13 protein-coding genes are annotated in these 16,319 nt (G+C 61.7%); 4 read left to right on the top strand and 9 right to left on the bottom strand.

Features of this window, described 5'->3' with window-relative positions:
* Window positions 1–69: 69 nt before the first annotated feature.
* Both ACIOMR_RS17320 and ACIOMR_RS17315 read right to left on the bottom strand, forming a co-directional pair.
* Complete coding sequence (locus ACIOMR_RS17320; protein WP_401195474.1) at window positions 70–2,595, bottom strand: PepSY domain-containing protein; 2,526 nt, start codon at window positions 2,593–2,595, stop codon at window positions 70–72.
* Between the two features lie 135 nt (window positions 2,596–2,730).
* Window positions 2,731–5,025 carry a TonB-dependent receptor gene (locus tag ACIOMR_RS17315; RefSeq protein WP_401195429.1) on the bottom strand — a complete coding sequence of 765 codons (2,295 nt, stop codon included), beginning with the start codon at window positions 5,023–5,025 and terminating at the stop codon, window positions 2,731–2,733.
* A 219-nt stretch (window positions 5,026–5,244) separates the two neighbouring features.
* Here ACIOMR_RS17315 and ACIOMR_RS17310 point away from each other — a divergent pair, with 219 nt between their 5' ends.
* On the top strand, window positions 5,245–5,925 hold the full coding sequence (locus ACIOMR_RS17310; protein WP_008437276.1) for a Fe2+-dependent dioxygenase: 681 nt from the start codon (window positions 5,245–5,247) through the stop codon (window positions 5,923–5,925).
* Window positions 5,926–5,927: 2 nt separating this feature from the next.
* Window positions 5,928–6,728 carry a tetratricopeptide repeat protein gene (locus tag ACIOMR_RS17305; protein WP_177027806.1) on the top strand — a complete coding sequence of 267 codons (801 nt, stop codon included), beginning with the start codon at window positions 5,928–5,930 and terminating at the stop codon, window positions 6,726–6,728.
* 66 nt (window positions 6,729–6,794) lie between these two features.
* Here ACIOMR_RS17305 and ACIOMR_RS17300 read toward each other — a convergent pair whose 3' ends face one another.
* The 5 genes from ACIOMR_RS17300 to ACIOMR_RS17280 all read right to left on the bottom strand — a co-directional run bounded on the left by ACIOMR_RS17300 (window position 6,795) and on the right by ACIOMR_RS17280 (window position 11,936).
* Window positions 6,795–7,958 carry a type III PLP-dependent enzyme gene (locus ACIOMR_RS17300; protein WP_003215969.1) on the bottom strand — a complete coding sequence of 388 codons (1,164 nt, stop codon included), beginning with the start codon at window positions 7,956–7,958 and terminating at the stop codon, window positions 6,795–6,797.
* A 474-nt stretch (window positions 7,959–8,432) separates the two neighbouring features.
* Window positions 8,433–9,590: a betaine/proline/choline family ABC transporter ATP-binding protein gene (locus tag ACIOMR_RS17295; RefSeq protein ID WP_003215971.1), complete on the bottom strand. Its 1,158-nt coding sequence runs from the start codon at window positions 9,588–9,590 to the stop codon at window positions 8,433–8,435.
* Window positions 9,587–10,240 (bottom strand): ABC transporter permease, encoded by a 654-nt coding sequence (locus ACIOMR_RS17290; RefSeq protein WP_003215973.1) that lies wholly within the window; start codon window positions 10,238–10,240, stop codon window positions 9,587–9,589. Before ACIOMR_RS17290 ends, ACIOMR_RS17295 begins: the two co-directional genes overlap by 4 nt.
* An 11-nt stretch (window positions 10,241–10,251) precedes the next feature.
* Complete coding sequence (locus ACIOMR_RS17285; protein WP_003215975.1) at window positions 10,252–11,145, bottom strand: glycine betaine ABC transporter substrate-binding protein; 894 nt, start codon at window positions 11,143–11,145, stop codon at window positions 10,252–10,254.
* 38 nt (window positions 11,146–11,183) lie between these two features.
* Window positions 11,184–11,936, bottom strand: a complete 753-nt coding sequence (locus ACIOMR_RS17280) for an ABC transporter permease (protein WP_233092015.1) — start codon at window positions 11,934–11,936, stop codon at window positions 11,184–11,186.
* Between the two features lie 295 nt (window positions 11,937–12,231).
* On the opposite strand from ACIOMR_RS17280, the gene ACIOMR_RS17275 reads away from it, so the two are divergent.
* Together ACIOMR_RS17275 and ACIOMR_RS17270 are read left to right on the top strand one after the other, a co-directional pair.
* Window positions 12,232–13,815: a peptide chain release factor 3 gene (locus ACIOMR_RS17275; RefSeq protein WP_003215978.1), complete on the top strand. Its 1,584-nt coding sequence runs from the start codon at window positions 12,232–12,234 to the stop codon at window positions 13,813–13,815.
* Window positions 13,816–13,983: 168 nt separating this feature from the next.
* Window positions 13,984–14,259: a hypothetical protein gene (locus ACIOMR_RS17270; RefSeq protein WP_003215984.1), complete on the top strand. Its 276-nt coding sequence runs from the start codon at window positions 13,984–13,986 to the stop codon at window positions 14,257–14,259.
* 113 nt (window positions 14,260–14,372) lie between these two features.
* Here ACIOMR_RS17270 and ACIOMR_RS17265 read toward each other — a convergent pair whose 3' ends face one another.
* Together ACIOMR_RS17265 and ACIOMR_RS17260 are read right to left on the bottom strand one after the other, a co-directional pair.
* Window positions 14,373–15,344 carry a peptide ABC transporter ATP-binding protein gene (locus ACIOMR_RS17265; RefSeq protein WP_003215987.1) on the bottom strand — a complete coding sequence of 324 codons (972 nt, stop codon included), beginning with the start codon at window positions 15,342–15,344 and terminating at the stop codon, window positions 14,373–14,375.
* The gene (locus ACIOMR_RS17260) at window positions 15,344–16,312 is read right to left on the bottom strand and encodes an ABC transporter ATP-binding protein (protein WP_008437263.1); all 969 of its coding nucleotides are present in this window, start codon (window positions 16,310–16,312) and stop codon (window positions 15,344–15,346) included. The genes ACIOMR_RS17265 and ACIOMR_RS17260 overlap by 1 nt, the downstream gene beginning before the upstream one ends.
* Window positions 16,313–16,319: the final 7 nt, after the last annotated feature.

The raw sequence follows: 16,319 nt of genomic DNA, 5'->3' as shown, positions 1-16,319 counted from the left end.
CCCCCCCCCCCCCCCCCCCCCCCCCCCCCCCCCCCGCTCCCACATTTTGATCGGTGTATCTTCAGGGGGTCAGTAGACATCCCGGCGGTAGCGGCCCTGCTCGATCAAGCGTTCGACGGCTTCGCTGCCCAGCACCTCGTGCAGCACCTGATCCACACCCGCCGCCATCCCCTGCAAACTGCCGCAGACGTAAATCGCGGCGCCATCGGCCACCCATTTACGCAGCACATCCGCCGACTCACGCAGGCGGTCCTGAACGTAGATTTTCTCTGCCTGATCCCGGGAAAAGGCCAGGTCAAGCATCGCCAGGTCACCGCTGGCCAGCCAGCCTTGCAACTCATCCTGGCAGTGGTAGTCATGGGCGATATTGCGTTCGCCAAACAGCAGCCAGTTGCGCTGCTGGCCGTCGGCAACCCGCGCCTTGAGCAGGCTGCGCAACCCGGCAAGGCCGGTGCCGTTGCCCAGCAGGATCATCGGGAGCGGCTCGGTCGGCAGATGGAAACCACTGTTGCGCCGCACTCGCAGGCTGATGGTCGAACCCAGCGGTGCATGTTCGGTCAACCAGCCGGAACCCACGCCCACGCTGCCATCGGGGTGACGCTCCTGGCGCACGATCAGCTCCAGCACACCGTCGCTGGCAATCGAGGCGATGGAGTATTCGCGCATGCCCATCGGCACCAGTGCATTGACCAGCGCCTGGGCATGCAGGCCCACCAGGTGTGCGCGATTGTCCGGCAGTTGGCGGCCGGCCAGGGCCTGGTCGAGGGTGTGTGCAAGGCCGTCGACTACCACACCTTCGCTGCCGGCCAGTCCCAGGCCTTCCAGGAAGTGTTCGATGGCCCATGGGCAATTGCGTGGCAGCACTTCCACCAGGTCGCCGGCCAGCCAGTCCCGGGGGGCTGGCGGGGTGAGCCCGAGCAAATAGACGCCGGAGCCACTGCTGTGCGGGTTGAGCAGGGTGCGTTGCTTCAGGGTCCAGTTTTCATAGGTCGCGCTGGCCCATGCCGCAGCGGGTGCATGGCCGGTCAGTTGGCCCAGTTGTTGTTGCCAGTGCAGCAACGCATCGGTGTCGCCGCTGTCGACTTCCACCGGGGCGAACAGCGGGTTGCCGCCCTGGTTGGTCAGCCAGAAATGCAGGCGCCGGGCGAAGCCGCAGAAGTGTTGGTACTGGCGATCACCCAGGGCCAACACCGAGTAGTTCAGGCCCTTGAGGGACAGGTCCTGGCCGAGCACGCTGCGCTCGAAACCGCGGGCGCTGTCCGGTGCCTCGCCGTCGCCGAAGGTGCTGACCACGAACAGCGCATGGCTCGATTGGCGCAAATCCTCTTCGCTGACGCTGCCCAGCGACTGCACGTTCACTGGCACGCCGGCGGCCTGCAACTGCCCGGCGGTCTGCCAGGCCAGTTGCTCGGCAAAGCCGCTCTGGCTGGCAAAGCCGATCAGCCAGGCCGGCGCGTCGCTGTGGTTGCCGGTCAGGCCTTTGCGGGCATCGCGCACCTGGCGTTTCTTGCGGCGGCGGTCCAGATACAGCAGCCAGCCGGTGATGAAGAACAGCGGCATCAGCAGCGCGCTGAACGTCAGGATGATCCGGCCGGGCAGGCCGAAGTAGCTGCCGGTGTGCAGCGCATAGATACTGGTCAGGATCTGCGCCTTGAAGCTTTTGCCGGCGTAGGTGTCATGGGATTTGACTTCGCCGGTGCCCGGGTCGAGGTTGATCTGGTTCAGCGCGCGATCGTGGGGCGAGGTCTTCAGCAGGTAGTAGACGGTGGCGGGTTGGCCGGCGACCGCGGGCATGCGGATGTTGTAGCCGCTCAAGCCGGGGCCGGCGTTGCTGTAGATGCTGCTCCAGATCGCGGCGTAATTCGCCACCGGCGCAGGCCCTTCGGGGGCCGGGCCGCGCTTGCGTACGCGTTCGTTCTGCGGCGCGTCGGACAGCAGTCTGGTCATGCCGTTGCTGTACCACTCGTAGGACCAGAACAGTCCGGTCAGTGCCGCCAGAAGATAGAACAGCAGGCACCAGGTGCCGAACACCGAGTGCAGGTCCCAGTTGAAACTACGGCCTTTCTTGCGCCAGTCCACCGCCAGCCATGCACGCCAGCTTGCCACTTGGCGCGGCCAGCGCAGGTACAGGCCCGAGAGGCAGAAGAACACCAGGATCAGCGTGCAGGCGCCGGTGATTTGCCGGCCGGTGTCGCCGATGGCGAGGAAACGGTGCAGTTGCAGCACGAAGCCGAAGAAGTCCTGGCCGACGGCATCGCCCAGGTAGTCGCCGGTGTACGGGTCGAAGTAGCGCATCTGCCCGCGACGTTCACCGGGCGGTGGGGTGAACCAGACCTTGGCCGCGTTGGTGCTGTCGGGCTGCACCGTGAGCATCGACACGACTTTGCCTTCACGGGCTTCCAGCAGGTGCACCAGTTCAGCGGGCGGCAGTACCCCGGCCGGACGCTTTTCCACCGTCAACACCGTCGGGTTCAGCAACTCGATGAGTTCATCCTGGAACGACACCGTTGCGCCGGTGATCCCCATCAAGGCCAACACCAGCCCGGCGGTAATGCCGAAGAACCAATGCAACTGGAACAGGGTTTTCTTCAACACGTCGTACGGCCTCGTCATCAGGTTAGGTGTTTCACGGCGCGCATTATGCCGCGAGTTGTCGAGAAACATTCTTTTTTACACGCAAAAACCCCACGCATCCGATGCGTGGGGTTTCGTGCAGTCATTTGTATCGGTTTAGAAATGGAAACTGGTGGTCAGCAGGGCCGTACGACCGGCTGCCTGGTTGGCAAAATGCGAGGCATAGGCCTTGTCGTAGTAGGTCTTGTCGGTGAGGTTCTGCACGTTCAACTGCAGGTCGACGTTCTTGGTCAGCTTGTAGCTGGCCATAGCGTCGTAGCGGGTGTAGGACGGCACGTAGACGGTGTTGCCCGCATCGCCGTAGACCTCGTCGACATAGAACGCGCCGCCGCCGATGGTGAGCTTGGGTGTCACGTCATACGTCGTCCACAGGCTGAAGGTGTTCTTCGGCGTGTTGGGCATCTGGTTGCCTTTGTTCGAGCCGGCACTGACGACACCGTTACGACCGTTCAGGCCCGGGTCCACCAGTTCGCTTTTCAGGTAGCTGTAGCCGGCGAACACTTGCCATTGATCGGTCAGCTTGCCGCTGGCGGAAAGCTCCAGGCCGTCGACGCGGGATTCGCCACCGTTTTCATAGGTCAGCGCGTCCACCAGGATCCGCGTGTTTTTCTTCTCGGTGCGGAACACCGCGGCGGTCAGGGACAGGCGGTCGTGGAACATGTCCCACTTGGTGCCCAGCTCGTAGTTGACGGTCTCTTCCGGTTTCAGGTCGCTGGTGGCGGCGCCGGCAGACAGCGGGTTGCCGTCGGCGCCTTCACCTACCAGGCCGCCGGCCGGTGAGGCTGAGGTGGCGTAGGAGGCATAGATGCTGCCGTTTTCAACCGGCTTCCAGACCAGGCCCGCCTGCCAGTTGAAGAACTGGCTGTCGTTCTTGATCTTGCTGCGGGCCTTGACGGTGGCGGTCGGCACCGCATTGGTGTTGGCCACGGTGTCGAAGGTGTCGTAGCGCAGACCGACGTTCAGCAGCCATTTCGGGTCCAGCTCGATGGTGTCGAACACATAGGCGGCGCGGCTGGTGGCCTTGGTGTTGGTGCCGTTGTAGTTGCGCGCAATGCTGCCGGTCCAGGCATCGTCCGGGTTCGGGTTGCCCAGCGAGGTGCACTGGCCGCCTTTGCCGGGCGCCGGGCAACCGGGGTTGCTGTTCGGGCTGACGGTGTAGCCGCTGTAGCGGGTTTCTTCGCCGGTGAATTCCAGCCCGGTGGAGAAGGTGTTCTTGAAGCCCAGCGCCTGGAAGCTGCCAAACAGATCGGTCTGGTTGGTGGTGGTCTCGGTGGTGGACACGCGGGTGTTCGCGCGGCGCCACACGGTGCCGAACTGGTTGACGTTGTGCTGGCTGTCGTCGGGTTGGGTGACGATATAGTCCTGGCCGGTGTTGCCGTGGCGCAGGGTGTTTTTCAGCGTCATGTTGTCGTTCAGGTCGTGCTCGATGGAGAACGTGCTGATGTCGGCGCGGGTCTTGCGGAAGTCGCGATCCTTGAGGCCGTAGAAGTTGTTGCTGTCGCCGCCGTCGGTTGGCTTGTCATGCACGTGGGCGGCTCTTGCGCCGCTGTTGCTGTAGCCATACGGAATGCCCGAATCCGGCAGGTCGTTGCTTTCCATGTGGTAGTAGCTGAGGTTGACGCGAGTCGGGGTGCCCAGGCCGAAGGTCAGCGACGGCGCCACGCCCCAGCGGTCGTAGTTGACGGCATCACGCCCGGCGACGTTCTGTTCGTGGCTCATCAGGTTCAGGCGGAAGGCCGCGCTGTCGAGGAACTGACGGTTGACGTCGAGCACATAGCGGCGGGTCTGGTCGGAGCCGTAGGTGAAGCCACCGTTGGTGAAGTCCCGCGCCTGTGGCGTCTTGCTCACCAGGTTGAGGCTGCCGCCGGCCGAGCCGCGGCCGCCGAATGACGAGTTGGGGCCTTTGCTGACTTCGATGGATTCGATGTCGAAGATCTCGCGGCTCTGGCCGCCGGTGTCGCGCACGCCGTCGAGGTAGGTATCGCCCTGGGCGTCGAAGCCGCGAATGAACGGACGGTCGCCCTGCGGGTTGCCGCCTTCACCGGCGCCGAAGGTAATCCCCGGCACGGTGCGCAAGGCGTCCTGCAACGAGGTGGCGGCGGTGTCCTTGAGCACTTGCTGCGGCACCACGGTGACCGAGCGAGGAGTATCTACCAGCGGCGCGGTGTACTTCTGCGAGGAGGCTTTTTCGACCTGGTAGGACGTGCTGTCCTGTTCCTGGCCGGTGATGCTGGTGGCTCCCAGGGAAATGCTGTTGCGCTCGCCTTTCTGCTCGGTGTCTTCAGCAGCTTGCGCCATTTGGGCGGCAGAGCTGGCGCTGATGGCAACGCCGATGGCCGAGGCCAGCAAACGTGGTGAACTGGCAGGTGTTTTTATCGAAGTGCGCGGCATGAGTGTGTCCTTTCCCCAAGGAGGTGAGGCCGCGGAATATAGGGAGAACAAGACTTCATATCAATTGCGATACATTACTATTCGCACTGAATTTACGTTCTTTACACTTTTTGCTTACGGTTTTGACGATCTCGTTCGTCCTTTGGGCGGGAGTAGGGTTGTACACAGTCAATAAGAATCACTACCATTGGCGTCTCACTGTTTTCAGGTAATGCCTCCATGTTGCTGCACATTCCCGGCCTGTTCTCTCGCGAGGAAGTGCTGCGCATCCGCGAAGCCCTGGCGCACACCGAGTGGGCCGACGGCAAAATCACTGCCGGGCACCAATCGGCCAAGGCCAAACACAACCTGCAACTGCCGGAAGGCCACCCGCTGGCAAAGGAAATCGGCGCGGCGATCCTCGATCGCTTGTGGAAAAATCCGCTGTTCATGTCAGCGGCGTTACCGCACAAGGTCTTCCCGCCATTGCTCAACTGTTACACCGCCGGCGGCAGTTTCGACTTCCATATCGACAACGCCGTGCGCCAGTCCAAGGGCAGCCACGAGCGGGTGCGCACTGACCTTTCCTCCACCGTATTTTTCAGCGACCCCGACGACTACGACGGCGGCGAGCTGGAAATCCAGGACACCTTCGGCCTGCAGCGGGTCAAGTTGCCGGCGGGCGACATGGTGCTGTACCCCGGCTCCAGCCTGCACAAGGTCAACGCCGTGACCCGCGGCGCGCGCTACGCCTCGTTTTTCTGGACCCAAAGCCTGGTGCGCGAGGACAGCCAGCGCACCTTGCTGTTCGAGATGGACGGGGCGATCCAGCAACTGAGCCGCGACGTGCCCGACCACCCCGCGCTGATCCAGCTCACCGGCACCTATCACAACCTGCTGCGCCGCTGGGTTGAGGTCTGAGCGTGGGCTTTTTATTGCGCCGTGAAGAAGTACTCAACGTTGAGCAATTGCAGAGCATGCTCGACGACTCCCCGGTGCGCGCCGCCCAGGCGATTTTGATCGCCGCGAAGGAGGGCGTGGTGGATGCCCAGGCGCTGCTCGGGCAAATCCTGCTGGAAGGGCGCGGCATCGAGCGCGATGAAGCACTGGCAATGCGCTGGTTCCGCATCGCCGCCAAGGGCGGGCATTTGATGGCGCGCAATATGCTCGGGCGTTGCCTGGAGCATGGCTGGGGTTGCGAGGCGGATGCCGTGGCGGCGGCCCGGGAATATCGTCGGGCGGCCGAGGCCGGGCTGGATTGGGGTTTGTACAACTACGCCAACCTGCTGGCGACCGGGCGCGGGGTTGCCGAGGATCAAGCCCAGGCGCTGGCGTGTTATCGACAGGCGGCGGAACTGGGCCATGCCAAGTCGATGAACCTGCTGGGGCGTTATCTGGAAGAAGGGCAGTACTGCCCGAGGGATCTGGAGGCGGCGGTGGCGTGGTATCGCCAGTCAGCAGAAGGCGGGGATTTTCGCGGGCAGTTCAGTTATGCGGCGGTGTTGGCGGACCGGGGCGAGATAGAAACGGCACTGGAATGGTTGCGCAAGGCACTGGCGGGCGGGAATTTGAAGTTCTTGCGGGTGGCGCACAAGGCGTTGTGTGCCGCCAATGAGCCGCAGATACGGGCAATGGCCGAGATCTATCAAGAGCATGCGATTGAACTTGATCGTTCCCACGCGCTGCGTGGAAATGCCGCCCTGGACGCTCTGCGTCCGCTCTAACGGCGTGACGCAGAGCGTCACCGGATGCGTTCCCACGCAGAGCGTGGGAACGATCAGGGCGTGCGTTTACAGGTAGAACGATTTCAATGGCGGGAAGCCATTGAATTCAACTGCGCTGTAGCTGGTGGTGTACGCACCGGTGGACAACCAGTACATCCGGTCACCAATCGCCAGGTTCAGCGGCAGGCCGTACTTGTAGTTCTCGTACATGATGTCGGCGCTGTCGCAGGTCGGGCCGGCGATGACCACTTCTTCCATCTCGCCTTTCTTCTCGGTCCAGATCGGGAACTTGATGGCTTCGTCCATGGTTTCGATCAGGCCGGAGAATTTGCCCACGTCGGTGTATACCCAACGCTCGACGGCGGTGCGGGATTTACGCGCAACCAGTACCACTTCGCTGACCAGGATCCCGGCGTTGGCGATCAACGAACGGCCCGGCTCCAGGATGATTTCCGGCAGATCGTCACCGAAGTCTTCCTTGAGGAAGCGGATGATTTCCTCGGCGTAGGTTTCCAGGCTGTTGGTGCGGGTGATGTAGTTGGCCGGGAAGCCGCCGCCCATGTTGATCAGCTTCAGGTGGATGCCGTCTTCTTCCTTCAGGCGCTCGAAGATCACTTTGACCTTGGCAATCGCCGCGTCCCACACGCTGATGTCACGCTGTTGCGAGCCGACGTGGAAGGAGATGCCGTAAGGCACCAGGCCCAGGTCGCGAGCGAGAATCAGCAGGTCCATGGCCATGTCGGTCTGGCAGCCGAATTTGCGCGACAGCGGCCAGTCGGCCGTGGTCGAGCCTTCGGTGAGGATACGCACATACACTTTCGAACCCGGGGCGGCCTTGGCGATGTTGCGCAGGTCGGCTTCGGAGTCGGTGGAGAACAGGCGCACGCCCTTCTCGTAGAAGTAACGGATGTCCTTGGATTTCTTGATGGTGTTGCCGTAGCTGATACGGTCGGGGCTGACGCCGCGGTCCATGACCTTGTCCAGCTCGTAGATCGACGCGATGTCGAAGCTCGAACCCTTGTCCTTGAGCAGGTCGATGATCTCGACGGCCGGGTTGGCCTTGACGGCGTAATACACCTTGGCGAATTCGAAACCGGCGCGCAGGTCATCGTAGGCCTGGCTGATCATCGCGGTGTCGATCACCACGAACGGGGTTTCCTGGGTGTCGGCGAACGCCTTCATTTTGTCAAAAGTGGCGCGCGCGAAATAGTCTTCGACCTGGATCGACATGCTGGGAACTCCTACTGGCAAACTAGATTGATCAATGGGTGCAAATGAACGTCCTCCGTATCCCCACTTTGGTTCGCCTACTTCCCAAGGCATGTCGCCGAAAGCAAAAAGGCCATGGGATCAACCGCTTCCCTTGGCCTTGCTGTCTCGTCGTCAGTACTTGAGCCGGATGGATCGTTTCCAGCATGGACGTTCGGCGCGAACTTTAGGACGTGAGGGGCTATAGATCAACTAAAAATGTCGCGTTTTTGCACGCGTTCGTCGTGCGGTCGCGTGCAGCTACTTATGTAACCGACCGGTATGACGGATTGATGTTCCCCGGTAGGGGCAATTTGAGGTGTTGCGGGTACAGTGAAGATCCAATGTGGGAGCGGGCTTGCTCGCGAAGGCGGTGTATCAGCCAATGCATCCGGTGACTGACACTCCGCCTTCGCGAGCAAGCCCGCTCCCACATTTTGACCGCTGTGTGTCAGGTCAGGCCAGTGCTGTCTCGGCAGGCGACACAATGCTGGTCTTGCCCCCACGGGACTTACCGGAACTCAGGTACTCGGCAATCGACTCCTGGGTCACTTCCCCGAGGAACACCCGCTCCGCATCCATCACCGGCAACCACGAGCGGTTGAACTCGTACATCCGCGACAGCAGGATGCGCAAATGCTCGTCATACGCCGCCGTGGCGTTGAATTCCCGCAGGTACTGGCCGCAGGTACCGGTCTGACGATGCAGGTCGCGACGTCGCACATAACCCAGGGCCTTGTTCTCGGCATCGGTGACCACCACGTAGCGACGGTCCAGCTCATCCATCTGCTCCAGGGCCTCCGCCACCGGGGTTTCCGGGCTGACCGACGGCGCGTTGTCCGCCGCATCTTCAGCCTTCACCAGCAGCAGGCGCTTGAGGGTGCTGTCCTGGCCAACGAAGTTGCTGACGAATTCGTCGGCAGGGTGGGCCAGCAGGGTGTCCGGGTGGTCGATCTGCAGCAGCTTGCCGGCGCGGAAGATCGCGATCTTGTCACCCAGCTTGATGGCTTCGTCGATGTCGTGGCTGACCATGATCACGGTCTTGTTCAGCGCGCGCTGCATCTCGAAAAACTCGTTCTGGATCATCTCGCGGTTGATCGGGTCGACCGCGCCGAACGGCTCATCCATCAGCAGCAACGGTGCATCCGCCGCCAGGGCGCGGATCACGCCGATCCGCTGCTGCTGGCCGCCGGACAGTTCACGCGGGTAGCGATGCAGGTACTGCTTGGGTTCGAGCTTGATCATGCTCATCAACTCGCGGGCGCGGTCGTGGCATTTCTGCTTGTCCCAGCCCAGCAGCTTGGGCACCACCACGATGTTCTCTTCGATGGTCATGTTCGGGAACAGACCGATCTGCTGGATCACGTAGCCGATGTTGCGACGCAGGGTCACTTCATCCAGGTCGGTGGTGTCTTCGCCGTTGATCAGGATCTTGCCGGAGGTCGGCTTGATCAGGCGGTTGATCATCTTCAGCGTGGTGCTCTTGCCGCAGCCCGAGGGGCCGAGGAATACGCAAATTTCGCCTTCGTTGACGGTCAGGCTTACGGAATCAACGGCGGTGATGGTCTTGCCGTTGCTTTGGAAGGTCTTGGTCAGGTTTTGAAGTTCGATCATTTGAGCAGTCCTTTTGGAGTCAGCGTGCGTTGCAGCCATTGCAGAAGCAGGTCGGCGAAGATGGCCAGGAGACTGACCAGCACGGCGCCAACGATCAGCATCGACATGTCGCTGCGGCTGATGGAAGCCAGAATAAGTACACCCAGGCCACCGGCGCCGATGGTGGCGGCGATGGTCATCACACCAATGTTCATGACGACGGCGGTGCGCACACCGGCGAGGATCACCGGTACGGCAATCGGCAGCTCGACCATGCGCAAGCGCTGGCCGAAGGTCATGCCGATGCCTTTGGCGGCCTCGCGAATGCCCGGCTCAACGCCGGTGAGGGCGAGGTAGGTGTTACGCATGATGGGCAACAGGGAATAGAGGAACACGGCGGTGATCGCCGGCATCGGCCCCAGGCCCTGGCCGAACTTGGAGTAGAACGGCAGCAGCAGGCCGAACAGCGCAATCGACGGCACGGTCAGCAACACCGTGGCACTGGCTTGCAATGGGCCGGCGAGCGTCGGGAAGCGGGTCATCAGCACACCCAGGGGCACGCCGACGACGATTGCGAGGATCACTGCAATGCCGACCAGGGTGATGTGCTGCCAGGTCAGGTGCAGGACTTGGGCCCAATCAAGATGGGAAAAGGCGTTCAGGAATTCCATGTCTTCTCCTCTTAGTTGATCGGATGCTGGCGCAGGAAATCTGCGGCCACGGCGGACGGGCTTTCATGGTCGACGTCGACCCGCGCGTTCAGCTGGCGCATGGTTTCGTCGTCGAACAGCGCAGCCAGTGGCTTGAGATCAGCGGCCAGTTGCGGATGGGCATCGAGGTAAACCTGACGCACCACCGGCGCGGCGGTGTAGTCCGGGAAGTAGTGCTTGTCGTCTTCCAGCAGCTTCAATTTGAAGGCGTTCAGGCGACCGTCGGTGGTGTAGACCAAGCCGGCAAACACCTGGCCATTACGCAGCGCGGTGTACACCAGGCCGGCGTCCATCTGCCGGGTGTTCTTGCGGGTCAGGTTCATGTCGTACAGCTTGACCATGCCGGCCATGCCGTCGGAACGGTTGGCGAACTCGGTGTCCAGGGCCACCAGGCGGTTTTCCTTGGTTTTCTCGGCCAGTGCCGCGGTCAGGTCGCTGATGCTGTTGATCTGCGGGAATTCCTTGGCCACGTTCTCTGGCAGGGCCAGGGCGTAGGTGTTGCTGAATTTCGACGGAGAGAGCCAGACCAGGCCTTTTTTCGCGTCGAGTTCTTTCACTCGGGCGTAGGACTGTTCGCTGTCGAGCTTCTCGTCGACATGGTTGTAGGCCACCAGCGACACGCCGGTGTATTCCCAGATCAGGTCCAGTTGCCCGCTTTCCTGGGCACTGCGCGCCAGGTTGCTGCCCAGGCCGCCGGTCACACGGGTGTCGTAGCCCTTGGTGCGCAGGTACTGGGAGGTGATTTCGGCGAGCAGGGTCTGTTCAGTGAACACCCGGGCGCCGATGCGGATGACCGGTTTTTCAGCGGCTTGCGCAAACCCTGCGAACAGCAGGACGCAGCTCAATATCAATGTCAGTTTTTTCATGTGAATTCCTGTTTCAGGCCCAAGACGGGGCCAAAGCCTTAAGACGGACGCAACCCGCGTTCCAGCCAAAGGCGGCTGGCCATGGTCACCAGACCGTCGAGCAGCAAGGCCAGCAGCGCGGTGCATGCGGCGCCGAGCAGCAGTTGCGGCTGATTGTTCAGGGCGATGCCGGGGAAGATCAGGCTGCCCAGGCTGTTGGCGCCAATCAGGAACGCCAGGGGCGCGGTACCGACGTTGATCGCCAGGGCCACGCGCACACCGCCGATGATGATCGGCACGGCGTTGGGCAATTCCACGCGAAACAGCACCTGGCGCGGCGTCATGCCGATGCCGACGGCGGCTTCTTTCAGGGAACCTTGAACGTTTTTCAGGCCTTCATAGGTGTTGCGCACGATGGGCAGCAACGAGGCGAGGAACAGCGCGAAGATCGCGGGGCCGCTGCCGATGCCAAGGACACCGAGGGCGATGGCCAGTACGGCCAGGGGAGGGACGGTATTGCCGATGTTGAAGATCTGCATGAAGCGTTCTGCGCGCCCGACCATGTTGGGTCGGCTCAGCAGGATACCGGCGGGAATCCCTACGATCAGGGCGGCCAGCATCGAAACAAGGACGAGGATCAAGTGAGCTTGCAGGTAAAACAACAAATCGTCGCGGTACAGTTCGATCGTGTTGATGCCGATCCAGTGGACCAGCAGGGCCAGGAGAGCGACGACAACCGCTCCTCCTATCAGCCCTTTGCCATAGCGAATAGCCACAGGCGGACTCCTTTTTTCTTTTGTCGGCGAACACATTTCCGAGCGGCAATGCCATTCCTGGCTGTCGGCGAATGTGGTCGCGAATAGCAGCTCGCCCCTACCGGCAACGCGGTATGCGGTCGAGCCATGAGCGCAGCCTCGTCAGGCTAACTTGCTGATTTTTCAGCCCCTGTTACGAGTGCGATAGCAGGGGAGTGGACGTCTCTACCTTTTAAAAGGTTCCATACTTGGCAGCAATTAGCCACCCCCAATGGGGTGAACGGTGGTCCGTCACCCCGGGTTTGCGCTATACTCGCCGCCCTTTTTTGACTCACCTGCCAGGCGATTTCCCATGACCCACCAGGCCGCCGAAGTCGCGAAACGCCGCACTTTCGCCATTATTTCCCACCCCGATGCCGGTAAAACCACCATCACCGAAAAGCTGTTGCTGATGGGCAAGGCGATCGCGGTGGCCGGCACGGTGAAATCCCGTAAATCCGACCGCCATGCCACCTCCGACTGGATGGAAATGGAAAAGCAGCGTGGTATTTCCATTACCACGTCGGTCATGCAGTTCCCGTATCGCGACCACATGATCAACCTGCTCGACACCCCGGGCCACGAAGACTTCTCCGAAGACACCTACCGCACCCTGACGGCGGTGGACTCGGCGCTGATGGTCCTCGACGGTGGTAAAGGCGTCGAGCCCCGCACCATCGCGCTGATGGACGTGTGCCGCCTGCGGGATACGCCGATTGTCAGCTTTATCAACAAACTCGACCGTGACATCCGCGACCCGATCGAACTGCTGGACGAAATCGAAGCCGTCCTGAAGATCAAGGCTGCGCCGATCACCTGGCCGATTGGTTGCTACCGCGACTTCAAGGGCGTGTACCACCTGGCCGACGACTACATCATTGTGTACACCGCCGGCCACGGCCACGAACGTACCGATGTGAAAATCATCGAGAAGCTCGACTCCGACGAAGCCCGCGCCCACCTGGGTGACGAGTACGACCGGTTTGTCGACCAGCTGGAACTGGTGCAGGGCGCCTGCCACGAGTTCAACCAGCAGGAATTCCTCGACGGCCAGCTGACGCCGGTGTTCTTCGGTACCGCCCTGGGCAACTTCGGTGTCGATCACGTGCTGGATGCCGTGGTCAATTGGGCACCCAAGCCGCTGGCCCGGGTTGCCAACGAGCGTACCGTGGAGCCTGTGGAAGAGAAATTCGCCGGCTTCGTGTTCAAGATCCAGGCGAACATGGACCCCAAGCACCGCGACCGTATCGCCTTCATGCGTATCTGCTCCGGCAAATACGAAAAAGGCATGAAGATGCGCCACGTGCGTACCGGCAAGGACGTGCGCATCGGCGACGCCCTGACCTTCTTCTCCTCCGAGCGTGAGCAGCTGGAAGAAGCGTATGCCGGCGATATCATCGGCTTGCACAACCACGGCACCATCCAGATCGGTGACACCTTCACCGAAGGCGAAGTGCTGGGCTTCACCGGTATCCCGCACTTCGCCCCGGAACTGTTCCGCCGCGTACGCCTGCGTGACCCGCTGAAATCCAAGCAACTGCGCCAGGGTTTGCAGCAGTTGGCGGAAGAGGGCGCCACCCAGGTGTTCTTCCCGGAGCGCAGCAACGACATCATCCTCGGCGCCGTCGGTGTGCTGCAGTTCGATGTAGTGGCCAGTCGCCTGAAAGAGGAATACAAGGTGGAATGCTCTTATGAGCCGATCACCGTGTACTCCGCGCGCTGGATCGACTGCAGCGATAAGAAGAAGCTGGAAGAGTTCAAGATCAAGGCCGTGGAAAACCTCGCGATCGACGGCGGTGGTCACCTGACCTACCTGGCCCCGACTCGGGTCAACCTGGCGCTGATGGAAGAGCGCTGGCCGGATGTGAAATTCCGCGCGACCCGTGAGCATCACTAAGGGTTAGCGATATAAGAGAGGGCGAAGCTGTGATGGCTTCGCCTTTTTCTTTGGCTGCTATTCAGGTTGTTTCATTGGCGAAAACTTCAGTTCGGGACTAGTTTGAAGCAAGGCGACGGTGGACAGCTGTCGTACGCAGTTCAACTCCTGACTGGGCGGAATTCGACCATGAGTATCTTTCAACGTGTGGTGCTGTTGCTCAAAGTGCTGGTGATGATGTCATTGGGCATGTCTGCCGCGTGGGCCAATACGGCTGTGCAAAGCCATGGCACGGGGTTTGTGGCGGCGAAGACGGTGCAGGCGGGTGGCTTGCAGTTGGCCAAGAGTGAATCCGAGCCCGGTGACGAAAACCAGGGCGGTTCCAAGGACGATGACGATGCCGAGAACCCGGACAATGATGGCGAAGACAGCGACACTTACAACGATGGCGACAGCGATACGTAAGTAACGCAGGCAAAAGAAAGCCCCGCTTGCCGAACAGATGCGCTATCCGACAAGCAGGGCTGTAGAACACTGGAATGCTCTGGACTCACCCTCCAGAGCATTTTTTTTGCACGTCAGACCACAAATTGCTCCGCGTAGTGGCAAGCCACCTGGCGGTTGTCCAGAGGTCGCAGCACCGGTTCATCGGTGCTGCACAGCTGGGTCGCGTACGGGCAGCGCTTGTGGAAGGCGCAGCCGGATGGCGGGTTCAACGGGTTGGGCAACTCCCCGACGATTTTGATCTTCGGTTTGTTCGGGTCCGGATGAATGGTCGGGGTTGCCGACAGCAACGCCTGGGTGTACGGGTGCAGCGGGCGTGCGTAGATGTCTTCCTTCGGGCCCACTTCCACCGGGCGGCCGAGGTACATCACCATTACGTCGTCGGCGACGTGCTGCACCACCGCCAGGTTGTGGGAGATGAACACGTAGGCGGTGTTGAATTCCTGCTGCAAATCCATGAACAGGTTCAGCACCTGGGCCTGGATCGATACGTCCAGCGCCGAGGTCGGTTCATCCGCCACCAGCACCTTGGGTTGCAGCATCATCGCCCGCGCCAGTGCGATTCGCTGGCGCTGGCCGCCGGAGAACATGTGCGGGTAGCGCTGATAATGCTCAGGGCGCAGGCCCACTTGCTTCATCATCGCCTGGACCTTTTCCCGGCGCTCGGCGGCAGACAGGTTGGTGTTGATCAGCAGCGGTTCGCCCAGTTGGTCACCGACCTTCTGGCGCGGGTTCAGCGAGGCGTAAGGGCTCTGGAACACCATCTGCACGTCTTTGCGCAGTTGCTTGCGCTGGGCCTTGTCGGCACCGGCGACTTCTTGCCCGGCGATTTTCAGCGAGCCGGAAGACGGCTCTTCAATCAGGGTCAGGGCGCGGGCCAGGGTGGATTTGCCGCAACCGGACTCGCCTACGACCGCGAGGGTCTTGCCGGCTTCCAGTTCGAACGACACACCGTTGAGTGCGCGCACCAGGGCATGGCCCTTGAACAGGCCACGGGACACTTCGTAGTGACGGGTCAGGTCGCGGGCGGTAAGTACGACGGCCATTACGCCACCTCCTGGTTCAGCGGGTAGAAGCAGCGGGCAAGGCTGTTGCTTTTCGGGTCAAGGCCCGGGCGTTGGGCGCGGCAGGACTCCTGCACATACGGGCACCGCGGCGACAGCAGGCAACCCTGCGGGCGATCATAACGGCCGGGAACGATACCCGGCAGCGTGGCCAGGCGCGTGGCGCCGAGGCTGTGCTCGGGGATCGCCTTGAGCAACGCTTCGCTGTACGGGTGCGCCGGGATGTCGAACAACTGCGGCACCTGGCCGACTTCCACGGCCTGGCCGGCATACATCACGCACACGCGCTGGGCGGTTTCGGCCACTACCGCGAGGTCGTGGGTGATCAGCACCAGGCCCATGTTCTGCTCTTTCTGCAAGGCCAGCAGCAGGTCCATGATCTGGGCCTGGATGGTTACGTCGAGGGCGGTGGTCGGTTCATCGGCGATCAGCAGTTTCGGCTCGCCGGCAATCGCCATGGCGATGGCCACACGTTGGCTCATACCACCGGACAGCTGGTGCGGGTAGGCATCCATACGGCTGGCTGCGCCCGGGATTTCCACCTTTTCGAGCAGTTCGATGGCACGCTTGCGCGCTTGCTTGCCGGACATTTTCAAATGCAGGCGCAGCACTTCTTCGATCTGGAAACCCACGGTGTAGCTGGGGTTCAGGGCGGTCATCGGGTCCTGGAAGACCATCGCCAGGTCTTTGCCGACGATCTGCCGGCGCTGGCGGTTGCTCAGCTTGAGCATGTCCTTGCCGTCGAAGTTCAGGGCGTCGGCAGTGACGATGCCGGGGTGCTCGATCAGGCCCATCAGCGCCATCATGGTCACGGATTTACCCGAACCCGACTCGCCAACGATCGCCAGTACTTCGCCTTTGTCGACGGAGATGTCGAGGCCATCGACCACCGGCACGGCGGTCTTGTCGCCGAAGCGGACATTGAGATTCTTGATTTCTAGCAGTGACATGGGAATC

Origin of the sequence: Pseudomonas sp. NPDC087814 (genome assembly GCF_044742865.1) — a bacterium.
In the GTDB taxonomy this organism is placed as follows: Bacteria; Pseudomonadota; Gammaproteobacteria; order Pseudomonadales; family Pseudomonadaceae; genus Aquipseudomonas.
This window is presented reverse-complemented; position numbering and strand designations above follow the sequence as displayed.

Coding starts and splice junctions, on each gene's coding strand:
- ACIOMR_RS17290 (WP_003215973.1), bottom strand. CDS start 10,240: ATGGAATTCCTGAACGCCTTTTCCCATCTTGATTGGGCCCAAGTCCTG.
- ACIOMR_RS17285 (WP_003215975.1), bottom strand. CDS start 11,145: ATGAAAAAACTGACATTGATATTGAGCTGCGTCCTGCTGTTCGCAGGG.
- ACIOMR_RS17260 (WP_008437263.1), bottom strand. CDS start 16,312: ATGTCACTGCTAGAAATCAAGAATCTCAATGTCCGCTTCGGCGACAAG.
- ACIOMR_RS17310 (WP_008437276.1), top strand. CDS start 5,245: ATGTTGCTGCACATTCCCGGCCTGTTCTCTCGCGAGGAAGTGCTGCGC.
- ACIOMR_RS17270 (WP_003215984.1), top strand. CDS start 13,984: ATGAGTATCTTTCAACGTGTGGTGCTGTTGCTCAAAGTGCTGGTGATG.
- ACIOMR_RS17280 (WP_233092015.1), bottom strand. CDS start 11,936: ATGTGTTCGCCGACAAAAGAAAAAAGGAGTCCGCCTGTGGCTATTCGC.
- ACIOMR_RS17295 (WP_003215971.1), bottom strand. CDS start 9,590: ATGATCGAACTTCAAAACCTGACCAAGACCTTCCAAAGCAACGGCAAG.
- ACIOMR_RS17300 (WP_003215969.1), bottom strand. CDS start 7,958: ATGTCGATCCAGGTCGAAGACTATTTCGCGCGCGCCACTTTTGACAAA.
- ACIOMR_RS17275 (WP_003215978.1), top strand. CDS start 12,232: ATGACCCACCAGGCCGCCGAAGTCGCGAAACGCCGCACTTTCGCCATT.
- ACIOMR_RS17315 (WP_401195429.1), bottom strand. CDS start 5,025: ATGCCGCGCACTTCGATAAAAACACCTGCCAGTTCACCACGTTTGCTG.
- ACIOMR_RS17265 (WP_003215987.1), bottom strand. CDS start 15,344: ATGGCCGTCGTACTTACCGCCCGCGACCTGACCCGTCACTACGAAGTG.